Here is a 20,021-nt window from a genome sequence, read left to right as displayed (position 1 = left end):
CGAGAAGCCCCAAATTCCCGAGTCTCGGGCGGTACGCATCGCCAACTGCGACGGGACCCGCGGGTGACTCAGAGAATCAGCGGGGGACCCCAATGGACGGATGCATTCACCCGCGTGGCTCAGGCAAAGGGAGGGGAATAGAGGTGGTCGACTAACAGGGCTTGTCTCCGGCCTTCACGCTGAGGTGCAGGCCCGTGAGCCGGAAGGTCGCCGCCTTCACCTCTCGGGTCGACTGCCGTAGGTGATCGATGCGGACGGTGTCGGCCGACTGCCCGAAGAGTCCCGCCAGGTCACCGGAGCCGTTCTTGAAGGTCGAGGCATCCTGGCCGATGACGATGTTGTGGAACACCGCGTCGCCGCCGAGGTCGTCGGTGTGGACGACGAGATGGTCCGCGTGCGCGGGCTTGCCGCCCCCGCCGGCGCCGATCCGCAGGGTGGTCTCGCCGACGACGGGGAGCTTGACGACCATCGACTGGCACAGGTTGTACAGGTCGGCCGAGTCGATTCCGGCGATGGCTTCCGGGTAGGTCCGGGACTTCGACTGGTCCGTCGCGACGTACTGGGTGAACCCGGTGCCTTCCAGCCGGTCGGCGGTGATCTCGAGGTTCTGTCCGGAGATCGTCATGGACTGTGCCGTGACCGCGAGCGAGACGGGGAGGATCCCGCTGCCGATCCCCACCAGGAGCAGCGCGGACACCACCAGCGTCGGCACCATCACCCAAGCGAGCCGACTCCACCGGGTGTGCCCCTCGGGGCGGGCACCGGGCTCAGGGAACGTCATCGCTGCCTCCCCGGCTCGAGCGGGGCCGAGCGGGGGCGGGAACCACCTGCGCCGTCGGCTGCGGCCGTCGGGCCGCAGCCTCATTGCAACCTGCGGTGTGGAGGTCGGCAACCGGAACCGGTACGCAGCGATCAACCCGGGGTCGGCGGAGGCCGGGGAGGGGCAGTGCGTCCCACGTGCTCTTTCTCCTCAGGTTTCACCTGAGGTTGGATGGGTCGGCCCATGCCCGCAGACATCGAGGTCAGACATGCACTTCACCACTCGTCCCACCCTCCGGGGCACCTTCGGGATGGTGTCCTCCACCCACTGGCTCGCCTCGCAGTCGGCGATGGCCGTCCTGGAGGACGGCGGCAACGCGTACGACGCCGCCGTGGCGGGGGCCTTCGTGCTGCATGTCGTCGAGCCGCACCTCAACGGGCCGGCCGGCGAGGTGCCGATCCTGCTCGCCCCGGCGGGCGGCGAGGTGCGGGTGCTGTGTGGCCAGGGCGTCGCACCCGCCGCGGCGACGGTCGCGCACTACCGCGGACTCGGGCTGGAACTCGTCCCCGGCACCGGACCGCTCGCCGCCGCCGTGCCCGGCGCGTTCGACGCCTGGATGCTCCTGCTGCGCGATCACGGCACCAAGCCCCTCGCCGACGTCCTCAAGTACGCCATCGGGTACGCCGAACACGGCCACGCGCCCGTGGAGAACATCGGCGCGACCGTCGAGTCGGTACGGCAGCTCTTCGAGACGGAGTGGATCTCGTCGGCGGAGGTGTACCTGCCGGGCGGCAGGGCCCCGCGCCCCGGTGAGCTGCTGCGCAACCCCGCCCTCGCCGCCACCTGGAAGCGACTGCTCGCCGAGGTCGCCGGGGCGGGGGACCGGGTCGCGCAGATCGAGTCGGCGCGGGAGGTCTGGCGGTCCGGGTTCATCGCCGAGGCCCTGGTACGGCAGGCACAGCGGCCCACCATGGACACCAGCGGCGAACGCCACACCGGCACCCTCACGGCCGCCGACCTCGCCGGCTGGTCCGCGACCTACGAGGCGCCGGCGACGTACGACTGGAACGGCTGGACCCTGTGCAAGGCCGGCCCGTGGAGCCAGGGCCCGGCCTTCCTCCAGCAGCTCGCCCTGCTCCCGCCGGAGCTGCCCGAGTACGGGTCCGCCGACTACGTCCATCTGCTGATCGAGGGCTGCAAGCTCGCCATGGCCGACCGTGAGGCCTGGTACGGGGACGCCGTCGAGGTCCCGCTCGACGAGCTGCTGTCGGCGGACTACAACGCGGCCCGGCGCGGACTCGTCGGCGACAAGGCCTCGTACGAGCTTCGTCCCGGCGGTCCCGGCGGGCGGACCCCGCGGCTGAGCGGGCACGCGCGCGTGGTCGTCACCGACGACCCCGGGTTCAACCCGATGGGCGCAGGCGAGCCGACGGTCGCCAAGCCGACCACGTCCCCGGTGCCGGGGGAGCCACGCGCGCGTGCCGGGGAACCCGAGGTGCGCGCCGACGGCGCCACCCGCGGGGACACCTGCCACCTCGATGTCGTCGACCGCTGGGGCAACCTGGTAGCGGCCACGCCCAGCGGTGGCTGGCTGCAGTCCAACCCCGTCGTGCCCGAGCTGGGGTTCCCGCTCGGCACCCGGCTGCAGATGACCTGGCTGGAGGAGGGCCTGCCGAACTCGCTGACGCCCGGCCGCCGCCCCCGCACCACCCTCACGCCCTCGATCGCCCTGCGCGACGGCATGCCGGTCATGGCGTTCGGCACGCCCGGCGGGGACCAGCAGGACCAGTGGCAGCTGCACTTCTTCCTGGCCGTCGCCCTGCGCGCCCAGGTCCGTGGCGGTCTCGACCTGCAGGGCGCCATCGACGCCCCGAACTGGCACAACGACGGCTTCCCGGGGTCGTTCTATCCGCGCGGCATGCGGCCGGGAAGCGTGACGGTCGAGTCCCGCATGGATCCCGGTGTCGTCGAGGAGCTGCGGCGTCGCGGGCACGACGTCACGGTCGGTGACCCCTGGTCGGAAGGCCGGCTGTGCGCGGTCGCCCGGGACCCGGAGACCGGCATCCTGTCCGCGGCCGCGAACCCGCGGGGCATGCAGGGGTACGCGGTGGGTCGCTGATCGCGCACACCGGGCCGCTGACCGAGCACGCCGAGTTCACGCCGATTCCACCGGGGGTCCACCGGCACGGTGGGGATTGTCAGTGGCGCGTGCTCTCATGGAGCCATGATCGAAGACAAGGAAACCATCGACGAGTTTCTCGCCCGCCACTCGGCCGACGTGGAGGAGGCGGTCCGCAAGGCCGCCGCGGCCGAGATCATGCCCCGCTTCCGCCGGCTCGCCGCCCACGAGGTCGACCAGAAGGCCGGACCGCACGACCTGGTGACCGACGCCGACCGCCTCGCCGAGCAGTACCTCACGGACGCCCTCGGCGCGCTCCTGCCCGGTTCGGTCGTGGTCGGCGAGGAGGCGGTGCACGCCGACCCGGTGACGTACGAGGCGATACAGGGCGACGCCCCGGTCTGGATCGTCGACCCGGTCGACGGGACACGGCAGTTCGTGCACGGCGAACCCGGCTTCTGCACGCTGGTCGCCCTCGCGCACCGCGGGGTTCTGCTCGCCTCCTGGACCTACGCACCCGCCCGCGACCAACTGGCAACCGCCGTAAGGGGCCAGGGCGCTTTCCTGGACGGCGAGCGGCTGTCCGCGGGCTCGCCGGTCCCCGGCCGGGACCTCCAAGTGGCCACCTCCCACCCGGACTACACGACCGACGAGCAGAAGCGGGCCCTGCTCGGCCTGCGGACCGACGGTGTCGAGTTCCGTTCCTGCGGCTCGGCGGGCCTGGAGTATCTCGCCATAGCCCGCGGCCAGTTGGACGCCGTCGCCTTCTCCTGGGAGGCGGCGTGGGACCACGCGGCGGGCATCCTGCTGGTCGAGGAGGCGGGCGGCGCCCACCTCACGCTCAGCGGGGAGCCCTTCCGCATCACGGGCGGCAACGCCCTTCCGTTCACGGCCGCACGTGACACGGCGACGGCCCGAAGGGTGCACGGGCTGCTGTCGGGCACGGCCTGATCAGCGGGAACCACCTGCCGCCGGTGGCTGTCGGTGCCCCGGCATATCCTGATCCTCAGAGGCCATCGGCTGACGAAGGGGTCCGAAGGTGCCGTCGATGCTCGATGCTGTCGTGGTGGGTGCGGGGCCGAACGGACTGACGGCCGCCGTGGAACTGGCCCGCCGCGGCTTCTCCGTGGCGGTGTTCGAGGCCCGTGACACCGTCGGCGGAGGAGCCCGCACCGAGGAACTCACCCTGCCCGGCTTCCGGCACGACCCGTGCTCCGCGGCCCACCCCCTCGCCATCAACTCCCCGGCGTTCCGCACCATGCCCCTGGAGCGGTACGGCCTGGAGTGGCTGCACGCCGCGCTGCCCATGGCGCACCCCTTCACCGACGGTACCGCCGCCGTGCTCTCGCGCTCGGTCGCCGAGACGGCCGCGTCCTTCGGCCCACGGGACGCGGGCGCCTACCGCAGGCTGGTCGCGCCCTTCCTCCCCAAGTGGGACACCCTGACCCGCGACTTCATGTCCCTGCCGCTCACCGCCCTGCCGCGCGACCCGGTGACCCTCGCCCGCTTCGGCCTGGTCGGCCTGCCCCCGTCTACCTGGCTGACCCGCCGCTTCCAGGACGAGAAGGCCAAGACCCTGTTCGCGGGCCTCGTCGCACACGTCATGGCCCCGCTCGACGGCTTCGCCACGGGCGCCATCGGCCTGGTCTTCGCCCTGGCCGCACACGCCCGCGGCTGGCCCGTGGCCCGCGGCGGCTCCCAGTCCATCTCCGACGCGCTCACCGCGTACCTCAAGGACCTGGGCGGCCTGGTCCACACGGACTACGAGGTCAAGCGCCTCGACGACCTGCCGCCCGCCCGCGCCTACGTCTTCGACACCTCACCCACCGCCCTGGCCCGTATCGCGGGCCTCGGCCGCTACTACGAGGGCTACAGGTACGGCCCCGGGGTCTTCAAGGTGGACTACGCACTGGACGGCCCGGTGCCGTGGACCGCCGAGGAGGCCCGCGCCGCCGGCACCGTGCAGATCGGCGCTGACAGCGCGGAGATCGGTGCCGCCCTGACCGCGGCCTCCCGGGAGGGCAGAGCCCCCGACAAGCCCTTCATGATCACGGTCCAGCCCAGCGTCGTCGATGCCACCCGCGCCCCCGAAGGCAAGCAGGTCTTCTGGGCCTACGGCCACGTCCCCAGTGGCTGGACGGGAGACCTCACGGACGCCATAGAACGCCAACTGGAGCGCTTCGCGCCCGGTTTCCGCGACCGCGTCCTCGCCCGCGCCACCGCAGGCCCGCCCGAACTCGCCGCCCGCAACGCCAACTACATCGGCGGCGACATCGCCTCCGGCGCGGTCTCCGGACTCCAGATCCTGCTGCGCCCCAAGCTCTCCCTGTTCCCGTACAGCACCCCCCACCCGGCCGTCTTCATCTGCTCCTCGGCCACCCCACCCGGTCCGGGGGTACACGGCATGTCGGGGCACAACGCGGCGAAGGCGGTCTGGAGGAGGCTGAGGCAGACATGACGCCGACCATCACGCTCGCCAAGGGCGACATCACCCGCGAGAGCGCCGACGCGATCGTCAACGCCGCGAACTCCTCCCTGCTCGGCGGCGGAGGAGTCGACGGCGCCATCCACCGCCGCGGCGGGCCCACGATCCTCGAGGAGTGCCGCAAACTCCGCGCCTCCCAGTACGGCAAGGGCCTGCCCACCGGCCAGGCGGTCGCCACCACCGCCGGTGACCTGGACGCACGCTGGGTGATCCACACGGTGGGCCCGGTCTGGTCGTCCACCGAGGACCGCTCCGAACTGCTCGCCTCCTGCTACCGGGAGTCTCTGCGCGTGGCGGACGAGTTGGGTGCGCGGACGGTCGCGTTCCCGGCGATCTCCACCGGCGTGTACCGGTGGCCGATGGAGGATGCGGCTCGTATCGCGGTGGAGACGGTGCGGGACACTCCGACGGGTGTCGAAGAGGTGCGGTTCGTCCTCTTCGACGACCGGGCGTACGAGGCGTTCGCCAAGCAAAACGGCTGAGAAGCCGCGGACCGGCGGACGGGGCGATGTCACGCAGGGGCGCCGAGCGGCGGGTGCTCGAGCACGCGGGGTTTGTACTCGACCAGCTGGATGCGGCCGTCGAAAGTGCGGTGCTCGATCATCTCGAGGGCGACGTCCGGATAGCCGTCGTAGATGCGTTCTTCGCCCGTGACCCCGGTGATCACCGGGAACATCACGACCCGGAAGCGGTCGACGAGTCCGGCTCGTAGCAGGGACCGGCACAGGCTGAGGCTGCCGATCGTGCTGAGGAGCCCCGAGCCGCTCGACTTCATGGCGCGGACCGCCTCGACGGCGTCGTCGCGGACGAGCGTGCAGTTGGCCCAGGTCAGTGGCTCCTCGAGTGAAGAGGAGAACACGACCTTGGACGCTTGCGTGAGCTGGTCGACGGACGCTTCTTCCTCGGGCCTGAACTCGTCTTGGCCCTTCGGCACCTCGCCTGCGGCGAAGCCCGACATCAGGCGGTAGGTGTTCGCTCCCATCAGATAGGTGGCCTCGGGCTGCTCACCGAGCCATGCGAGGTACTCCGGGCCCTCGAGGCCCCAGAACCCGGGCCATCCCTCTCCCGATGCGTAGCCGTCGAGGGAGGTGATGAAGTCGACGAGAAGCTCCGACATGGCGGTGTCCTTTCCTGAGGTGTCACGAGCTTGGACCGGCCGGGAGCCACAAACTCATCGTCCGCGCTGTGGAGCAACGAGAAAACTCCTGGCGGCCACGGGCGGTGATCCGGCCCTGCGCAGCCGCACGCTGCGCAGGGCGTTCCGCTTCTCGCTGTGCCCGGGGCCGAGCCTGCTGTCGGCCGCACAAGCCCTGGAGGCTCGGCTACCCCCGCGTCTCCTAGAAGAAGAGGATGCGGAAGCGGCCGCCGCGGAAGATGTAGCGGGCGTAGAAGCCGCTCGCCGTGGCGACGAGGACGCTCAGCAGGAAGCCGCCGAAGTCGCCGTCCGTCAGCCCCTTCACCGCGGCGACGGCCCCTCCCACCGTCACCAGGCACCAGAAGCCGCCGAAGACCGCCCGGGAGGCGGTCTCCCGCACGCCCAGCCGCTGCGCGGGCGGCCGTACGGGCATCGCCGGAGGCCCGAAGGCTCCCGCCGGTGCCGTCGGCGCGGGTCCCCCCGACACGAACGGCGATGCCACCGGCCTCGGCGGCGCGGAGGGCACCGGCGGTGCGCCCGACGGCATCGGGGGCACCGGCGCGGGCGGGTTGTGGTAACCCAGCGTCTGGAACAGGTCCGGCCGGGGCCGGATCGACGTACGGTGGCCGCAGCCCCGGCATTGGGGGCCGGGCTCCAGCTTGTTGTGCTGCCGGCAGCCGGGGCGCAGACAGGTGGGCTGTCCGGGCCGGGCGTCGGTGGGTCCGTGTGCGATGTCGTCGGTCATGGCCGTGCCCCTCTCCCTACTCACCGTCGTCCGAGGCGCCGCCGGCCCCGGACCGCGTCGCGCCGAACGCGGCGGCGAGCAGGTAGAGCACCGCTCCCACCGGGATGATGAAGACGGTGACCGGGAAGTAGTACGTGCCCGAGGTCTGCTTGGCGACGTAGACGCCGTAGACCAGCAGGAACGCGCCGCCGAGGACCGACCAGGACCGGTCCTTCACGGTGATGTCGGGCAGCATCAGCCCGCAGACGAGAAGTACGATCCCCGAGATCACGGAGAAGACTTCGTAGACACCCCAATGCATGGGTTGGTCCCCCTTTGTCAGACGTTGGCACCTGCACTGCACGGACGTCAGAACTGGCCCTTGTGCTTCTCGATCACCGAGCCCAGTGAGTCGTCCGGACGAAAGCTGCACTCGTAGCGGATGGCGGGCAGCGCGAGCGGGCTGCCGAAGCCGCCGAGCCCCTTGGACGTGGCGATGTCGACCATGGCCTGTGACTCCGTCGCCTGGTCCTCGTTCAGGAAGTCCTTGCAGGTCGAGGAGCCGGTCAGGCCTGCGTCCTCGCCGCCGCCCAGGACCGCCGGAACGGCCTTGAACACGATGAAGATCAGAGCCAGGACGACCAGGGCGATCACCACGTAGCGCCCGACCGGGCTGTTGTGGGTGACGTCTCCCTCATAGGTGTCGCCCTGCTGATGGTGGGTGACATCGCCTTCGTAGATCGAACCGGCTCCGTTGACCACGCGGTTGTGGTCGCCGTAGGTGTCGCGCCGGTCGCCGATCCGCGCGTCGCCGTCACGGCCGATACTGATCGAGTTCACCTGCGTGCCGCCCGGCCGCTCGGCCTTCGCCCCGCGCACCGCCTCGGCGAGGGCGCGCCGGAAGTCCTCGTCCTCCTCGACCGCCTGTCTCAGCAGGTACTCGACGAGGGAGTTGTTGCGCGGGTCGCGGGCGAAGTCGTCCCACTGCCCCCCGTTGCCCCCGCGGCGCAGCCGGTTCGCGACCAGATCGGCCAGCAGCCGGGTCGCCACCCCCTGCGCGACCTGCCCCGCACCCGCGGCCGCCGATGTCATGTGCTGCGTCAGGACGCGGACAGCCTCGGCTGCCATGTCGCTCACCTGCATGGGTCCCCAGCCCTTTCCCCCGATGAGTGTGCGCCGGCCGTCAGACATTCGGTCCGTCATGGGACGGAACGGCCAGAAGGCGCATACCGAAGGAGAGGAATGTAGCGGTCCGGAAGATGTGGAGGATGGGTGAAGTTGTTGAGCTTTACGTAAGAGTGACATGTAACGGAATAGATAGGCGTGAGTCATATGCCATGCATGTCATGAGATTCCAGGTGAAGTCAGTCGATCCCGTCGACTCGAACCGCCACCGATGCACCGCTCGTGCTACCAACTCGCCATCGGTACAAGGAAGTTCGGGTAAGTCGGCGTCGAAACTCTCCGCCCTACCCGGTGGCGATGAGGACGCGGTCCTGGGGGCGCGGGAGGTCGCCCGATGCAGGGGCGCGCGAGCAGCTCCTGCGCCCGCGCCAGGCCAGCAGTTCGCGCCCTGCGCCTCTCGGCTCCCTGGACGCGCAACTGAGTTCAACCGCGCGCGGTGAAACGACCGGCGGGCCCACGAGGCGTTCGCCGCGCAGGCCCGCCGGGCCGTCAGTCGTCGATCGGATGCTCAGTCGTCGATCGGATGCTCAGCCGTCGATGCGGTGCGTGCTCCAGAAGGAGGTCAGGTCCGTGCTCGTGGCGGCCTGCGCGGCCGCCTTGAACTCGGCCGTGGTCGAGACGCCGTACCAGTGCGAAGTGGCGTAGTCCTTGAGCAACTTGGTCATCGCCGTGTCGCCGAGCAACCGCCGCAGGTCGTGCAGGGCGCACTTGCCGTAGCCGTAGACGACGGTGGAGTAGCGGGACGAGTGGGCGTCCCAGTAGGCCATGGAGTTGGTGATCTTCTCAGCGGAGGAGGCCCAGGAGACGCTGTTCCAGCAGTTGCTGCCGGTCTTGCCGAGGGCCAGGTCGGTGGCGTAGTCGGTGAACGCCTCGTCCAGCCAGGGGCTGGTGTACTCGTCGTCGCCGACGATGCCGTACCACCACTGGTGGCCGATCTCGTGGGTGAGCGCGGTGGTGCTGACCAGGTCGAGGACGAACCCGGGGTACTCCATGCCGCCGAACCAGTAGTTGTTGTCGATCACCGCGTCCAACTCGCCGTACGGGTACGCCCCGAAGCGCGCCGCATGGGCGTCCACGGCCGACTTGGCGGTGGAGAGCATCGACTGGGCGTCGGAGGAGCTGATGCCCGAGACGGAGTAGATGTTGATCGCGGTCCCGGCGGCCGAGGTGCCGGAGATCTTGCTGAACGGACCGGCCGCCCAGGCGAAGTCACGCACCTTGGAGGCCGTCGCGGTGGTGACGGTACGGCCGCTGGAGCCCGGGGTGTCGGTCGAGGTGCCGGTGGCCGGGACCAGCAGGGTGCTCGGGTGGTCGAGGGTCACCTTGAAGTCGGCGGCCACGGAGTAGAAGGACTCGCCGTTGTTGGTGTACGGGTCCAGGTGCCAGCCGGAGCCGTCCTTGACGGCAAGGACGGGCAGTGCGTTGCCGATGTTGTTGAAGGCCCCGTCGTGGCCGAACCGGTCCGCGCCGCTCGGCACGGTGATGCCCAGATCGAAGCCGATCGTGGCGGACTGCCCCTGCGCCAGCGGCGTCGGCAGGGTGATCTGCAGAGCCGTGCAGGCGACGGACAGGGAACCCGCCGTACCGCCGGTGACGTTGGTGACCGTGATCGGCATGGCGTCGCAGGTGCCGTGGTAGTTGTCCCACAGCCTCAGGTACACCTCGCTCAGCGCGGTCGAGGAGGCGTTGGTGAAGGTCGCGCTCTCATGGCCGGTCCACACCGTGCCGCTGGTGTTGCTGCTGAGGCTGACCGTGTACGAGGGCGTGGCGGGCGTGCGCGTGGAGTCCGCCGGCGGGGTGCTGCCCCCGGACGTGTCGAGGGCGATGTCGTCGAGGACGAAGCTGGTCTGCAGGCTGGAGTCCTCGCTGCCGGTGAAGGCGAGGCTCAAGGTCTGCCCCGCGAACGCCGAGACGTCGAGGGTCTTCTTCACGTACCCGGTGTTCTTGTCGAGGTTCGAGTACGTCGCCAGCGTCGTGCTGCCGAGCTTCGCCGTCAGCTTGTCGTACGCGATGGACGAGGTCGTCTCGGTGGTGTCGATGTGGAGCCAGAAGGAGAGCGTGGCGGTGCTGCACCCCGACGGGATCGTGACGCTCTGGGAGAGGGTGTCGGTGTGGGTGCCGCCCGTTCCGTCCAGCCAGGCGTAGCTGGTGCCGCCGTGTGCGGTCTGGCCGGAACGGCTGGTGATGACGCTCGTCGAGGACTGGGTCCACGGCGAAGTGCCGCTCTCGAAGCCGCCGTTGGTGACCACCTGGGCCGGGGTGCAGGCTGCCGCGGCCGAGGGGGCGGCTGTGGCAGGGGCGGCGGGGAGGGAGACGGCGGCCAGCGCGGTGACTGCCAGTGCGCGCACGGCGATGGATCTGTGGGGGGTCTTTCTCACGCGAAACTCCTTTGCGGCGGCCGGGATCCCGGCCTGCTCGGTGCCGCCCGGTCGGCTGGGGTGCGCCTGCGGACGGCAGTGGGCTGCGTGTATCGGTGGTGCGACCGCTGTAGCGTGGCAGATTTGTCGAGGGCATGCCATGAAAAAGGGGTAAAGCGGGTTGGGGTGATCGCCGGGAAACCGGCGTCGAGGGTGGCTCTTCTACGAAACGGCGTAACGGCGGTCCCTTGGGCCGGCTCCTCGGCTACGACCGGCACGGGCACAGCCGGAGCGAACGCCCGGCCGGGCATGGGGATGCTGCGGGAGCGGCTGGCGGACGCGGTCCAATCCAGGTGATCAGGTCGACCTCGTGACCGGGTTCATCGACTCGTGACCGGGTTCATCGACTCGTGAGCGGATTCATCGAAGGGGCGGCCCGCCGGTCTCCGTGACACCCGGCTCCGCGGGGCTGTCAGGTCTGCGCCGGGTCAGTCGCCGTCGCCGAAGGCCGCGTTGCCCGTGTTACCCCTGCTCGCCCTGGGCGACCTCGATGCCCGCGTGCAGATCGGTGGCCGCGTCCAGCACCGCCGTCGCCGATACGGCCACGCAGGCCAGGAGCAGACAGGCCACGGAGCGGGTGAGCAGGCGAGTGGCGGGCGCAGGGGCGCTCAGGAGGGCGGTGACGCGGCGGGGGACCGGGCCCGCCGTGGCCGTCAGCGACAGACGGGGGCGCGCGGAGGAGCCCGCCGCACGGGCCGCGAGGGCCGCGCGGCCGACGGCTCGGGCGGTGAGCGCGCGGTCGCCCGTCGCCTGCGCCGCGGACTCGTCGGCCCAGCGCTCCAGGGCGTACGAGAGCGGGGCGCGCAGGCCGCGCAGGGCGGGGTGCAACGCGACGGCGAACTCCGCGGCCGCGAGGAAGACGTGGTGGCGGCCGGTGAGGTGGGCGCGCTCATGGGCGAACAGCACCTCGCGTTCGCCGGCACTGAGGGCGCGCAGCATTCCCGTCGTCACCACGATGCGGCCGGGCCGCCCGGGCAGGGCGTAGGCCTCGGGCCGGTCGTCGTGCCGCACACAGAGATCGCCGGCGCTCGCCCCGGTGTGGAACTGCCGGTGCGCGGCGCGCAGTTCGCGCAGGTGGCGGCGGGCCCGGTCGAGGACCAGGACGCCGAGACCCGTCAGTGCGAAGGCGGCCGGCAGTGCGGCCGGCACGGTGGCGGGCGAGCCGGCACCCAGCAGATGCGGGGAGAGGTGTGCCGCCTCGGCGACGAAGGACAGGCGCAGGGCGCCGTCCAGGGCCAGCATGCCCAGCGCCGCCGTACTGGAGAGGGCGAGGACCAGCGCGAGAGCCGTCAGCGCCCAGGCCGCCGTCCGCGGCCGCAGCTGCTCCGCGCCACGCCGGGCCACGGGCGCGGCGAGGAACGGCATGAGCAGCGGAAGCCACACGGCGTAGATCACGGGATTCCTCCAGAGGCCGCCGGACCGTGGTCGACCAGCCTACGCGCCGCAGCCGACAACAAGATCCCCAAGGCGCTGTTCACGCGCTGTCCTCACCGCCCTCCGGGCCGCCCTCCAGGAGCGTGCGCAGCAGCTGTTCGTCCTCCGGGCTCAGGTCGGAGACGAAGCGGGCGAGGACGGTGCCGCGGTCCTCGTCCTTGTCGAGTTCGGCGTGCATACGGCGGGCCGTGAGGCCGGGGGAGTCCTGGGCCGGGGCGTAGGCGTAGCCGCGGCCGGAGCGCGCGCGGGTGACCGCGCCCTTGGCGTGCAGGCGTGTGAGGATCGTGGTCACCGTGGTGCGGGCGAGACCGCCGCCGAGCTCCAGCTGGACGGCGCCGGGCGTGAGCGGCGCGTCCGCGGCCCACAGTGCGGCCAGCACGCTCGCCTCGAGCTCGCCGGCCGGCCGTCGGTCCGTGCGCCCGTCGACCGGGCCGTCGACCGGCTCGTCAATCTGCCCCTGGGGCATGGGAACACTCCTCGGCTCTGATTCGTCTACAGTTCAGTAGACGGTCTACATGACTGTAGTCGCTAGGTGCGGGTGCGTGCCCGCTCCGTTCCCAGTATGAGAGGGGCCGCCTCCGTGGCAGCTGCCCAGTTCGCCGTCGCCCAAGCGGTGAACGTCCTGGATGCCGGATCCCTGCTGTCCGCCTTCGGCGCGCTCGGCATCGCGGTCGTCATGTTCGCCGAGACCGGCCTGCTGGTCGGTTTCTTCCTGCCCGGCGACTCGCTGCTGTTCACGGCCGGGCTGCTGTGCGTCCCCGGCGTCCACGGATCCGTGCACCTGTCACTCCCGCAGGTGCTGGCCGCCGCCGTGGCCGGCGCGCTGCTCGGTGCCCAGGCGGGGTACTGGCTCGGGCGGCGGGGCGGCCGGGCGCTGCTGGCCCGCAGCCGTGCCAAGAAGCTGCACGAGGGCGCGGCGCGGGCGGAGGAACTGCTCGCGCGCTACGGGCATGCCAAGGCGGTGGTCCTGGCCCGTTTCGTGCCGGTCGTGCGCACCGTGCTGAACCCGCTGGCCGGGGCGCTCGACGTGCCGGTGCGGATCTTCACCCTGTGGCAGGTGATCGGCGGCCTCGTCTGGACGATCGGACTGGTGCTGGGCGGTTACGCGCTGGGTTCCTCGGTGCCGAACGTCGACCGCTACCTGCTGCCGCTGGTCGCGCTCGTGGTCGTCGTCTCCCTGACCCCGATCGCTCTCGAGGCCCGGCGCGCCCGTGCCCGCCGCGCCTCCGAGGGGGCCTCCTCGTGACCGGCCTCGCCTTCGGCGGCGCCTCGGTGGACGGCGGCGCGTACACCTGGATCACCGGCCTCGCCCGCCACACCCCGCATGCCCTGAACACCGCGATCGCCGTCTGGTCCGACTACGGCCTCGCGCTGTTCGGCGTGCTGATGCTCGCCGCGTGGTGGTGGGCCCGAAGTGCGGGGGAGGTGCGGATGGTCCGGGCGCTGGCGGCCCCTGTGGTCGTGGTGGTCTGTTACGTGGTCGATGTGCTGGTCAAGTCGGCCGTCGCCGAGCGCAGACCGTGCCGGACGCTGCACACCGTGACGGTCGAGGCGTGTCCGGCCGCGGGCGACTGGTCGTTCCCCAGCAACCATGCGGTGATCGCCGGGGCCGCCGCGGTCGCCCTGTGGCACGCACACCGGCGCCTGGGCCGGATCGCGGTCCCGGCCGCCGCCCTGATGGCCGCCTCCCGGGTCTGGATCGGCGTGCACTATCCGCACGACGTGATCGTGGGCCTGGCATTCGGCGCGGCCCTGGCTTGGCCCCTCACCCTTCTGGCGGACCGCGCCGCCCCTCTCGTCACACGTGCGGACGCCACTCGGCTCAGGTCCCTGGTGACGGCTTCATGACTGGGCGCGAGGGGGAGGGGGACGAGCGGGGCGGGGGTGCGATTGGGGATGACGGCGGCGCTGGGCCTGCGCCTGGGCGCGCTGGAGAGGCTGCTGGGGCCGGCGGAAGTGCCGGGAACGGCGGAGAGGTTGCTGGGTCTGGCGGAAGTGCCGGGAATGGCGGAGAGGTTGCTGGGTCTGGCGGAAGTGCCGGGAACGGCGGCGAGGTTGCTGGGTCTGGCGGAAGTGCCGGGAATGGCGGCGAGGTTGCTGGGTCTGGCGGAGGCGCCCGGAGCGGCGGAAAGGAAGCTGGGTCTGGTGGTGCGGGCGGGCCCGGCGGGCGTGCTGCTGGGTCCGGTGGTGGGGCCGGGCCCGGCAGGCGTGCTGTTGAGCCGGGTGGTGATGGTGAGCGCGGCGGGCGTGATGCCGAATCCGGTGGAGGCGGAGAGGCTGGGCGGGTAGCCCGGCGTTCGGCACGGGACCCGGCCGAGGAAGGGCGGCGATCGGCGGTGCACGGTGCGAGGGCACGAGACCCTGCCGGGCGGCCGCGAAGGGATCCGAGCGGACGAGGGCCGAGCGCCAACCGGAGCGGGCAAGGGCCGGGGCGAACCGGGCAAGGGCCGGGTGTGAACCGGACGGGGCAAGGTCCGGGTGTGAACCGGGCAGGGCAAGGGCCGGATGTGAACCGGGCAGGGCAAGGGCCGGATGTGAACCGGACGGGGCAAGGTCCAGGTGTGAACCGGGCAGGGCAAGGGCCGGATGTGAACCGGACGGGGCAAGGTCCAGGTGTGAACCGGACGGGGCAAGGTCCGGGTGTGAACCGGGCCGGGCAAGGGCCGGATGTGAACCGGACGGAGCAAGGGCCAGGTGTGAACCGGGCCGGACGGGCGCCGGTGCTGCTTGCCGTCGTCTGCGCGCTGCTGTTCGCGGGCCTCGCGACCGCGGTGGGACTGCGCCACGGCGCGCCCCTGCCGGGGGACCCTGCAGTGCATGCGTGGGGACTTGCGCACCGGCCTCCGGAAGCGGTGGCCCTCGCCCGCGGGATCACGGCCACGGGGACGGAGCCCTGGCCATACGTACTCGTCGTGATCGCCGGGTTCCTCGCGGGGCGCACCGCGCGTGAGCGGCTCCGGATCGCCGTCGTCCTCCTGGTCGTGCTGGTCGCCGGGCAACTGATCCGCACCGCACTGATGGAACTCCTCGCGCGGGCCCGGCCGGCCCCTGCCGACTGGGCGACGCATGCGTCCGGCTTCGCGTTCCCCTCCGGCCACGCCACCACTTCGGCCCTCACCGCGGGCCTCCTGTGCTGGGTGATGACTCGTCGCGCTCGCGTGGATCTCGCCCGCACGACCTGCACCCTCGCGGTGTGTTGGGCGGTGGCCGTCGGCCTGACCCGGGTGTACCTCGGGGTGCACTGGGCGAGCGACGTCATCGGCGGCTGGCTGCTCGCCGTCGCATGGCTGAGCCTGTGGTGGTGGGGCGGGCCCCGGTGGCTGCCCGTGCAGTCGACGGGACGTGACGGGCCCGTGTCGCCCGGCACGGGCACCGCGCTGGACACGCCCACCGCACCTCTGTCCCCGGAGACTTCCGGCCCGCGTCCGCCCACGAAAGCTCGCGGCTTGCCGCCGTCTTCGGGCGCTCCCGGCTCGTCTCCGTCTTCGCGCGTTCCCGGGTCCTCTCCGTCGTCGGAGGCTTCCGGCCCCCGCTTGTCCACGGAGCCTCCCGGCCGATCCCCGTCCCCCGGCAAGCCCCGTTGTTCGCTGACCTCCGGTCTGCGTTCGTCTTCGTCAGGTCCAGGGTTGCCCACCTCTTCGGACGGCCCTGACCCGTCCTCTCGGCCGGCAGCACTGCCGACGAGCCTTCACAGGGCTCTTGAACGGATCAGTCCGGCCAGTACCAGCAGCCCCGGCACCAGCGGCAGCCAGACGGTCAGCAACCGGTAGCCGAGCACGGCCGACACGCTCACCGAGGCCGGGGCGCCGGCCGTGGTCAGCGCCCAGGCGAGCGCGGCGTCCAGGGAGCCGAGGCCGCCGGGCGTCGGCAGCAGGACGGCGGCGCTGCTCGCGGCGAGATAGGCGAGCGCGATGCGCCCCGCGGGCAGCGGTACGTCCAGGGCGTGGCCGACGGCGATCACCACCGCCGTGTGCAGGGCCGCGAAGGCCAGCGAGCCACCCCACAGGGCCGCCGCGCGCCGGGGGTTCTCATGCACGGCACGTACGTCGGCCGCCGCGCAGGCCAACACCCGCCGCAGCCGCGTCCGCCGCACGAGCAGGACGGCCACGGGCACCGCAGCCGCTGCCGCCAGCGCACCGACCAGCAGCTTCGATCCGCCCACCGACGGCAACCGCAGCACGCCGGGACAGGCGAGAGCGAGCACCGCCATCAGGGCGATCCGGACGACGGCTCCGGCGGTGGACTTGACCGCGAGGGCCGTGGCCGCCCGGCCGGGCGGCAGGCCGCTGCGCATCAGGAACCGCAGATTGACCGCGCCCGCGCCAAGCCCGGCAGGCAGCAGATGGTTCGCCGCGGAGGCCGCGAACTGCACCGTCAGCAACCGGCCTGCGGGCAGCGCCTCGCGCACCGCGCCCTGTTGCGCGAGCGCCGCGGCTGCCCAGGTCAGCAGGGTGAGCAGGGCTGCCAGCAGCAGCCAGCCGCGGTCGGCGACGGCCAGTCGGTCGACGCCCGAGTCGAGGACGGGCCAGTGCAGTGCGGCGAGGCCGATGGCGGCGGCGGTCAGGACCAGTGCGGCCACGGCCGCGACGGGGTGTCTGTCGTCTGCGGCGCCGCCGTGACTGGTCGCTCCCCCGCTCTCGGCTTCGCTCGAGCGGGGGGACTCCCATCGGGGCGGAGCCGCAGCTCGAGACAGCCCCGCGCCCCTTCGGGGCGCTGCCGAGTCGGCCTGGACTCCGCCGACGGCGCTCGTGCGTGCGGTCCCGTCCACGGACGTGGTCATCCTTGACCGCCCTTCCCTGCGTCGCCGGGAGACAGGTACGCACCACCGCCCGTCAGGCGGTGTGGCTGCCAGGTGCGGGCGTACGACGGCGGGTGGCCGAGATGGGTGGTGAGAAGGACGACCGGCATCCGGCGGCCGGTTCGCGCGAGTTCCGCAGGGGTGGTGTTGGCGTCGTGGCCGCCCGTGTGGGCGGAGCCGCAGCCTGCGGCGAAGGCGACCGGCACGGAATCGCCCCCGGTGACCAGGCACGGTGGGTGTACGCCGAGACGGCGCAGGTCCGCGGCGGTGCGGCCCCAGGCACGGTGGTCGGCGGTGCTTCTTGACACGGCGCGCTCCAACACGTCGAACTGCACGGCCAGATGGCCTGCGAGACCCACGGCCACCGCTGTCACCGCCAGCGTTCGCCGGCGCCCGCTCGGTGCGGTGACCAGACGGGCCAGGGCGTCCGCGACCGGGATCGCGAGCAGGGCGTAGGCGGGCAGCAGGAAACGGGGTGCGGCATAGCCGATCAGGAAGAGGTACGGCACGGCCGCGGTCCCCGCACACGCCAGCGGCAGCAGCGTGGGGGTCGTACGGCGGGCCCGTACGGCGATGACCAGCGCGGCGGCGGCGAGCAGCGGCAGGGCGAACCACCAGGCGATCACCGTCGGGCTCGCGATCGCCCCCGTGCACGGGCGGCACAGGGCGCGCCCGCCGAGGCTGCGGAGCTGGTCGACGACGGCGTTGTGCAGGCCCAGGCCGCCCTGGACGCGGGCACCGGCGGCCAGCCGGGCGCCGACGCCGCCGTAGTCGACGTACGCCTCGACGATCCACTCGGTGGTCCCCGCCGCAAGGCCGGTGACCAGGGTCAGGAGCAGCCGCAGATGGCGTCGGGGGTGGACGAACAGCACGAGCGCGAGCAGCGGGAGGGTGACCCAGACGGCGTCCGTGGGCCGCATCCACGCCATCAGCGCCGTGCCCGCGACCACGCCCCACAGGGCGCCGCGCCGGGTACGGTCGGACCGGGCGTGCAGGAAGAAGCCCACGGTGGCCGACCCCCCCACGGCCACCCAGTAGTTGGGCATGGCCTGCGGGCCGTAGAAGAGGGTGATCCACAGCGATGCGAACAGGGCGCCGCCGGCCGCGATCACCCGTACCGGGAACAGGCCCCGCCAGGCTCGCAGGGCCCAGTACAGACCGAGCCCGGACAGGACCGCCAAGTACACCCGCAGCAGCGCGGTGGACGACGACCAGGAGGCGACGGGAGCCACCAGCAGGGTGATGCCGCGGGCGCGCGGTGCGCTGAAGAAGGCCGCCGGGGCGTGGGTGCTGACCTGGCTGACGTACACCGTCTCGTCCCAGCCCAGGCCCATTCCTGGCCGTACCAGGGCGAGTTGGAGCAGTGTGAAGGCGGCCGCCACCGCCGCGAGCCACCACTCGCCGGTGGAGCGCCACGGCGGCGGGGTGGTCGCCGGCGGCCCGTGCCGGGTGGCGCGGGGCGGATCGGCGTGGGAGGTCCTCGTCATCGTTCACCCCATCCGGTCCTACAAGTTGTAGGGTTGGGTGTCACCCTACAGGTTGTAGGGCGGAGTGAAGCCGGAGCCGGGTAAGGGGCGGGTTCGACTTGGTGACCGCGGGACCCTACGCACCGTAAGGTGGTGGCCATGGCAGGCACGACTCCTCGCGGCAGGGGCGAGCGGCGCAGCCCCGGCGAGCTGGAGAGCGAGGTCCTCGCCACCCTGTGGGCGACGGACCGGGCTCTCACCCCGGCCGAGATCCAGACCGACCTCGGCGGCGACCTCGCCTACAACACCGTGCACACGATCCTTCGGCGACTGCACGACAAGAGCCTCGTCCTGCGGGACGCCGACGGCCGGCGCGGCGCCTACCGCCCGGCGAAGAACGCGGCACAGATGACCGCCGAGGCCATGCACCAGGCCCTGGACCGCGGCCCCGACCCGATAGCCGCCCTCCAGCAGTTCGTCACGGGCCTGAGCCCGGCGGAGGAGGCCGCGCTGCGGGCACTCCTCGGCGAGAGCGGTGCGTGAGGCGGCGGCTGCAGCCGCAGTGGCAACGGGGAACACCAGGAGAGGGAGGCGGCGCGGGCCATGAGGATCGACGTCTACACCCCGCTGCTGCTGTCCCTCCTGCTCGCTTCCGTCAGTCCGCAGGTCGGTCTGCGCCTCGCGCCCGCTCCGGCAGCCCGGGCCCTGACCGCGGCCGCCGTCCTCGCCGCGGGCGCCACCACCTGGGCGCTGGTCCTGCTGACCGTCACGCTCGTCGGCGAGGCACCGCCGGTCGTCGCCGACGCCCGTGAGGACGGCCGGGTGCTGCCCGATCCCGTCCCGGAGATCGTCGCCCTCGCCGCGCTCGCGGTTCTCGCTGTGGCCGCCTGCCGGGTCCTGCGGGCGGTCCGCGCCGAACGCGCCACCCGCCGCACCCTGCGCCGCCTGTGCGAAGGACACCCGGACGGCACCGAACTCGTCGTCGCGGCCTCACCGACCGCGCAGGCGTTCGCGGTGCCCGGGACCCCGGGCCGGATCCTGGTCACCTCCGCGATGCTCGCCGCGCTGCGCCCCGCCGAACGCCGCGTCCTGTTCGCCCACGAGCGCGCACATCTCGCGCACCGCCACTGCCGGCTCGTCCATGTGGTCACCCTCGCCGCAGCGGTGAACCCCCTGCTCGCGCCGGTGCGTACGACGGTCACCTATCTGGTGGAGCGCTGGGCCGACGAATGCGCCGCCGAGGCAGTGGGCGACCGCCGGACCACCGCCCGGGCCCTGGCCCGAGCCGCCCTGGTGGCCCACCGCTCCGGCTGCGCACTGAACTTCTCCGACCGAGCCGTCACCCGCCGCGTCGCCGCCCTGCAGACGGCCCCGCCACCCCACCTGCGCCTGATTGCCGCGGCGGTACTGTCCCTCGGCGTCCTACCCGCCCTCGGCGCGGCGGACGCGACGGGTGATCTGCTGCATCTGCTGGGCAGCGTGCTGACATAAGGCGGGC

General features: G+C 72.3%; 21 protein-coding genes. 11 read left to right on the top strand and 10 right to left on the bottom strand.

The features are described from left to right. Positions 1-151: 151 nt before the first annotated feature. Positions 152-781 (bottom strand): DUF6230 family protein, encoded by a 630-nt coding sequence (locus ACFY1E_RS19760; RefSeq protein ID WP_389077484.1) that lies wholly within the window; start codon positions 779-781, stop codon positions 152-154. Positions 782-1,028: 247 nt separating this feature from the next. On the opposite strand from ACFY1E_RS19760, the gene ACFY1E_RS19755 reads away from it, so the two are divergent. The 4 genes from ACFY1E_RS19755 to ACFY1E_RS19740 all read left to right on the top strand — a co-directional run bounded on the left by ACFY1E_RS19755 (position 1,029) and on the right by ACFY1E_RS19740 (position 5,846). Continuing rightward, positions 1,029-2,879, top strand: a complete 1,851-nt coding sequence (locus ACFY1E_RS19755) for a gamma-glutamyltransferase family protein (protein ID WP_389077482.1) — start codon at positions 1,029-1,031, stop codon at positions 2,877-2,879. 105 nt (positions 2,880-2,984) lie between these two features. Further along, positions 2,985-3,830, top strand: coding sequence for an inositol monophosphatase family protein (locus tag ACFY1E_RS19750; RefSeq protein ID WP_389077480.1), 846 nt, complete (start codon positions 2,985-2,987; stop codon positions 3,828-3,830). 97 nt (positions 3,831-3,927) lie between these two features. Then, positions 3,928-5,337 (top strand): phytoene desaturase family protein, encoded by a 1,410-nt coding sequence (locus tag ACFY1E_RS19745; protein ID WP_389077477.1) that lies wholly within the window; start codon positions 3,928-3,930, stop codon positions 5,335-5,337. After that, a complete protein-coding gene (locus tag ACFY1E_RS19740; protein WP_389077475.1) occupies positions 5,334-5,846 on the top strand; it encodes an O-acetyl-ADP-ribose deacetylase in 513 nt (170 codons plus the stop codon). The genes ACFY1E_RS19745 and ACFY1E_RS19740 overlap by 4 nt, the downstream gene beginning before the upstream one ends. Before the next feature lie 29 nt (positions 5,847-5,875). On the opposite strand, the gene ACFY1E_RS19735 is transcribed toward ACFY1E_RS19740, so the two are convergent. The 7 genes from ACFY1E_RS19735 to ACFY1E_RS19705 form a co-directional block, all read right to left on the bottom strand. Next, a complete protein-coding gene (locus tag ACFY1E_RS19735; RefSeq protein ID WP_389077473.1) occupies positions 5,876-6,481 on the bottom strand; it encodes a dihydrofolate reductase family protein in 606 nt (201 codons plus the stop codon). Between the two features lie 220 nt (positions 6,482-6,701). Beyond that, a complete protein-coding gene (locus tag ACFY1E_RS19730; protein ID WP_389077471.1) occupies positions 6,702-7,244 on the bottom strand; it encodes a hypothetical protein in 543 nt (180 codons plus the stop codon). A 16-nt stretch (positions 7,245-7,260) separates the two neighbouring features. Beyond that, positions 7,261-7,545 carry a hypothetical protein gene (locus ACFY1E_RS19725; RefSeq protein ID WP_389077468.1) on the bottom strand — a complete coding sequence of 95 codons (285 nt, stop codon included), beginning with the start codon at positions 7,543-7,545 and terminating at the stop codon, positions 7,261-7,263. A gap of 47 nt (positions 7,546-7,592) precedes the next feature. Beyond that, entirely contained in the window at positions 7,593-8,351 is a 759-nt protein-coding gene (locus ACFY1E_RS19720) for a hypothetical protein (RefSeq protein ID WP_389077466.1), read from the bottom strand. A gap of 584 nt (positions 8,352-8,935) precedes the next feature. Continuing rightward, positions 8,936-10,786, bottom strand: a complete 1,851-nt coding sequence (locus ACFY1E_RS19715; RefSeq protein WP_389077465.1) for a M1 family aminopeptidase — start codon at positions 10,784-10,786, stop codon at positions 8,936-8,938. A 501-nt stretch (positions 10,787-11,287) separates the two neighbouring features. Continuing rightward, entirely contained in the window at positions 11,288-12,220 is a 933-nt protein-coding gene (locus ACFY1E_RS19710) for a M56 family metallopeptidase (protein ID WP_389077463.1), read from the bottom strand. A gap of 79 nt (positions 12,221-12,299) precedes the next feature. Then, positions 12,300-12,725, bottom strand: coding sequence for a BlaI/MecI/CopY family transcriptional regulator (locus tag ACFY1E_RS19705; protein ID WP_389077462.1), 426 nt, complete (start codon positions 12,723-12,725; stop codon positions 12,300-12,302). 96 nt (positions 12,726-12,821) lie between these two features. Here ACFY1E_RS19705 and ACFY1E_RS19700 point away from each other — a divergent pair, with 96 nt between their 5' ends. From ACFY1E_RS19700 to ACFY1E_RS19680, 5 genes are read left to right on the top strand one after another with little or no spacing between them, the layout of a single operon-like run. Beyond that, positions 12,822-13,505: a DedA family protein gene (locus tag ACFY1E_RS19700; RefSeq protein WP_389077459.1), complete on the top strand. Its 684-nt coding sequence runs from the start codon at positions 12,822-12,824 to the stop codon at positions 13,503-13,505. Beyond that, positions 13,502-14,107: a phosphatase PAP2 family protein gene (locus ACFY1E_RS19695; RefSeq protein ID WP_389077457.1), complete on the top strand. Its 606-nt coding sequence runs from the start codon at positions 13,502-13,504 to the stop codon at positions 14,105-14,107. The genes ACFY1E_RS19700 and ACFY1E_RS19695 overlap by 4 nt, the downstream gene beginning before the upstream one ends. A 48-nt stretch (positions 14,108-14,155) precedes the next feature. After that, positions 14,156-14,548 carry a hypothetical protein gene (locus ACFY1E_RS19690; protein WP_389077455.1) on the top strand — a complete coding sequence of 131 codons (393 nt, stop codon included), beginning with the start codon at positions 14,156-14,158 and terminating at the stop codon, positions 14,546-14,548. Next, positions 14,517-15,209 carry a DUF4573 domain-containing protein gene (locus ACFY1E_RS19685; protein WP_389077830.1) on the top strand — a complete coding sequence of 231 codons (693 nt, stop codon included), beginning with the start codon at positions 14,517-14,519 and terminating at the stop codon, positions 15,207-15,209. Before ACFY1E_RS19690 ends, ACFY1E_RS19685 begins: the two co-directional genes overlap by 32 nt. Further along, positions 15,112-16,029, top strand: a complete 918-nt coding sequence (locus ACFY1E_RS19680; RefSeq protein ID WP_389077828.1) for a phosphatase PAP2 family protein — start codon at positions 15,112-15,114, stop codon at positions 16,027-16,029. The genes ACFY1E_RS19685 and ACFY1E_RS19680 overlap by 98 nt, the downstream gene beginning before the upstream one ends. Here the strand turns inward: ACFY1E_RS19680 and ACFY1E_RS19675 are convergent. Both ACFY1E_RS19675 and ACFY1E_RS19670 read right to left on the bottom strand, forming a co-directional pair. Continuing rightward, entirely contained in the window at positions 15,948-16,838 is an 891-nt protein-coding gene (locus tag ACFY1E_RS19675) for a lysylphosphatidylglycerol synthase domain-containing protein (RefSeq protein WP_389077453.1), read from the bottom strand. The genes ACFY1E_RS19680 and ACFY1E_RS19675 overlap by 82 nt on opposite strands. A 197-nt stretch (positions 16,839-17,035) precedes the next feature. Continuing rightward, on the bottom strand, positions 17,036-18,544 hold the full coding sequence (locus ACFY1E_RS19670) for a hypothetical protein (protein WP_389077451.1): 1,509 nt from the start codon (positions 18,542-18,544) through the stop codon (positions 17,036-17,038). Positions 18,545-18,682: 138 nt separating this feature from the next. Here ACFY1E_RS19670 and ACFY1E_RS19665 point away from each other — a divergent pair, with 138 nt between their 5' ends. Both ACFY1E_RS19665 and ACFY1E_RS19660 read left to right on the top strand, forming a co-directional pair. Beyond that, positions 18,683-19,066, top strand: coding sequence for a BlaI/MecI/CopY family transcriptional regulator (locus ACFY1E_RS19665; protein WP_351478424.1), 384 nt, complete (start codon positions 18,683-18,685; stop codon positions 19,064-19,066). 60 nt (positions 19,067-19,126) lie between these two features. Beyond that, on the top strand, positions 19,127-20,014 hold the full coding sequence (locus tag ACFY1E_RS19660; RefSeq protein ID WP_389077448.1) for a M56 family metallopeptidase: 888 nt from the start codon (positions 19,127-19,129) through the stop codon (positions 20,012-20,014). Positions 20,015-20,021: the final 7 nt, after the last annotated feature.

The organism is Streptomyces sp. NPDC001604, assembly GCF_042893475.1.
In the GTDB taxonomy this organism is placed as follows: domain Bacteria; phylum Actinomycetota; class Actinomycetes; order Streptomycetales; family Streptomycetaceae; genus Streptomyces.
Note: the sequence above shows the minus strand (reverse complement) of the source record. Positions and strands in the feature narration are given on the sequence as shown.

Coding starts and splice junctions, on each gene's coding strand:
- ACFY1E_RS19760 (WP_389077484.1), bottom strand. CDS start 781: ATGACGTTCCCTGAGCCCGGTGCCCGCCCCGAGGGGCACACCCGGTGG.
- ACFY1E_RS19755 (WP_389077482.1), top strand. CDS start 1,029: ATGCACTTCACCACTCGTCCCACCCTCCGGGGCACCTTCGGGATGGTG.
- ACFY1E_RS19750 (WP_389077480.1), top strand. CDS start 2,985: ATGATCGAAGACAAGGAAACCATCGACGAGTTTCTCGCCCGCCACTCG.
- ACFY1E_RS19745 (WP_389077477.1), top strand. CDS start 3,928: ATGCTCGATGCTGTCGTGGTGGGTGCGGGGCCGAACGGACTGACGGCC.
- ACFY1E_RS19740 (WP_389077475.1), top strand. CDS start 5,334: ATGACGCCGACCATCACGCTCGCCAAGGGCGACATCACCCGCGAGAGC.
- ACFY1E_RS19735 (WP_389077473.1), bottom strand. CDS start 6,481: ATGTCGGAGCTTCTCGTCGACTTCATCACCTCCCTCGACGGCTACGCA.
- ACFY1E_RS19730 (WP_389077471.1), bottom strand. CDS start 7,244: ATGACCGACGACATCGCACACGGACCCACCGACGCCCGGCCCGGACAG.
- ACFY1E_RS19725 (WP_389077468.1), bottom strand. CDS start 7,545: ATGCATTGGGGTGTCTACGAAGTCTTCTCCGTGATCTCGGGGATCGTA.
- ACFY1E_RS19720 (WP_389077466.1), bottom strand. CDS start 8,351: ATGGCAGCCGAGGCTGTCCGCGTCCTGACGCAGCACATGACATCGGCG.
- ACFY1E_RS19705 (WP_389077462.1), bottom strand. CDS start 12,725: ATGCCCCAGGGGCAGATTGACGAGCCGGTCGACGGCCCGGTCGACGGG.
- ACFY1E_RS19700 (WP_389077459.1), top strand. CDS start 12,822: ATGAGAGGGGCCGCCTCCGTGGCAGCTGCCCAGTTCGCCGTCGCCCAA.
- ACFY1E_RS19690 (WP_389077455.1), top strand. CDS start 14,156: ATGACGGCGGCGCTGGGCCTGCGCCTGGGCGCGCTGGAGAGGCTGCTG.
- ACFY1E_RS19670 (WP_389077451.1), bottom strand. CDS start 18,544: ATGACGAGGACCTCCCACGCCGATCCGCCCCGCGCCACCCGGCACGGG.
- ACFY1E_RS19665 (WP_351478424.1), top strand. CDS start 18,683: ATGGCAGGCACGACTCCTCGCGGCAGGGGCGAGCGGCGCAGCCCCGGC.
- ACFY1E_RS19660 (WP_389077448.1), top strand. CDS start 19,127: ATGAGGATCGACGTCTACACCCCGCTGCTGCTGTCCCTCCTGCTCGCT.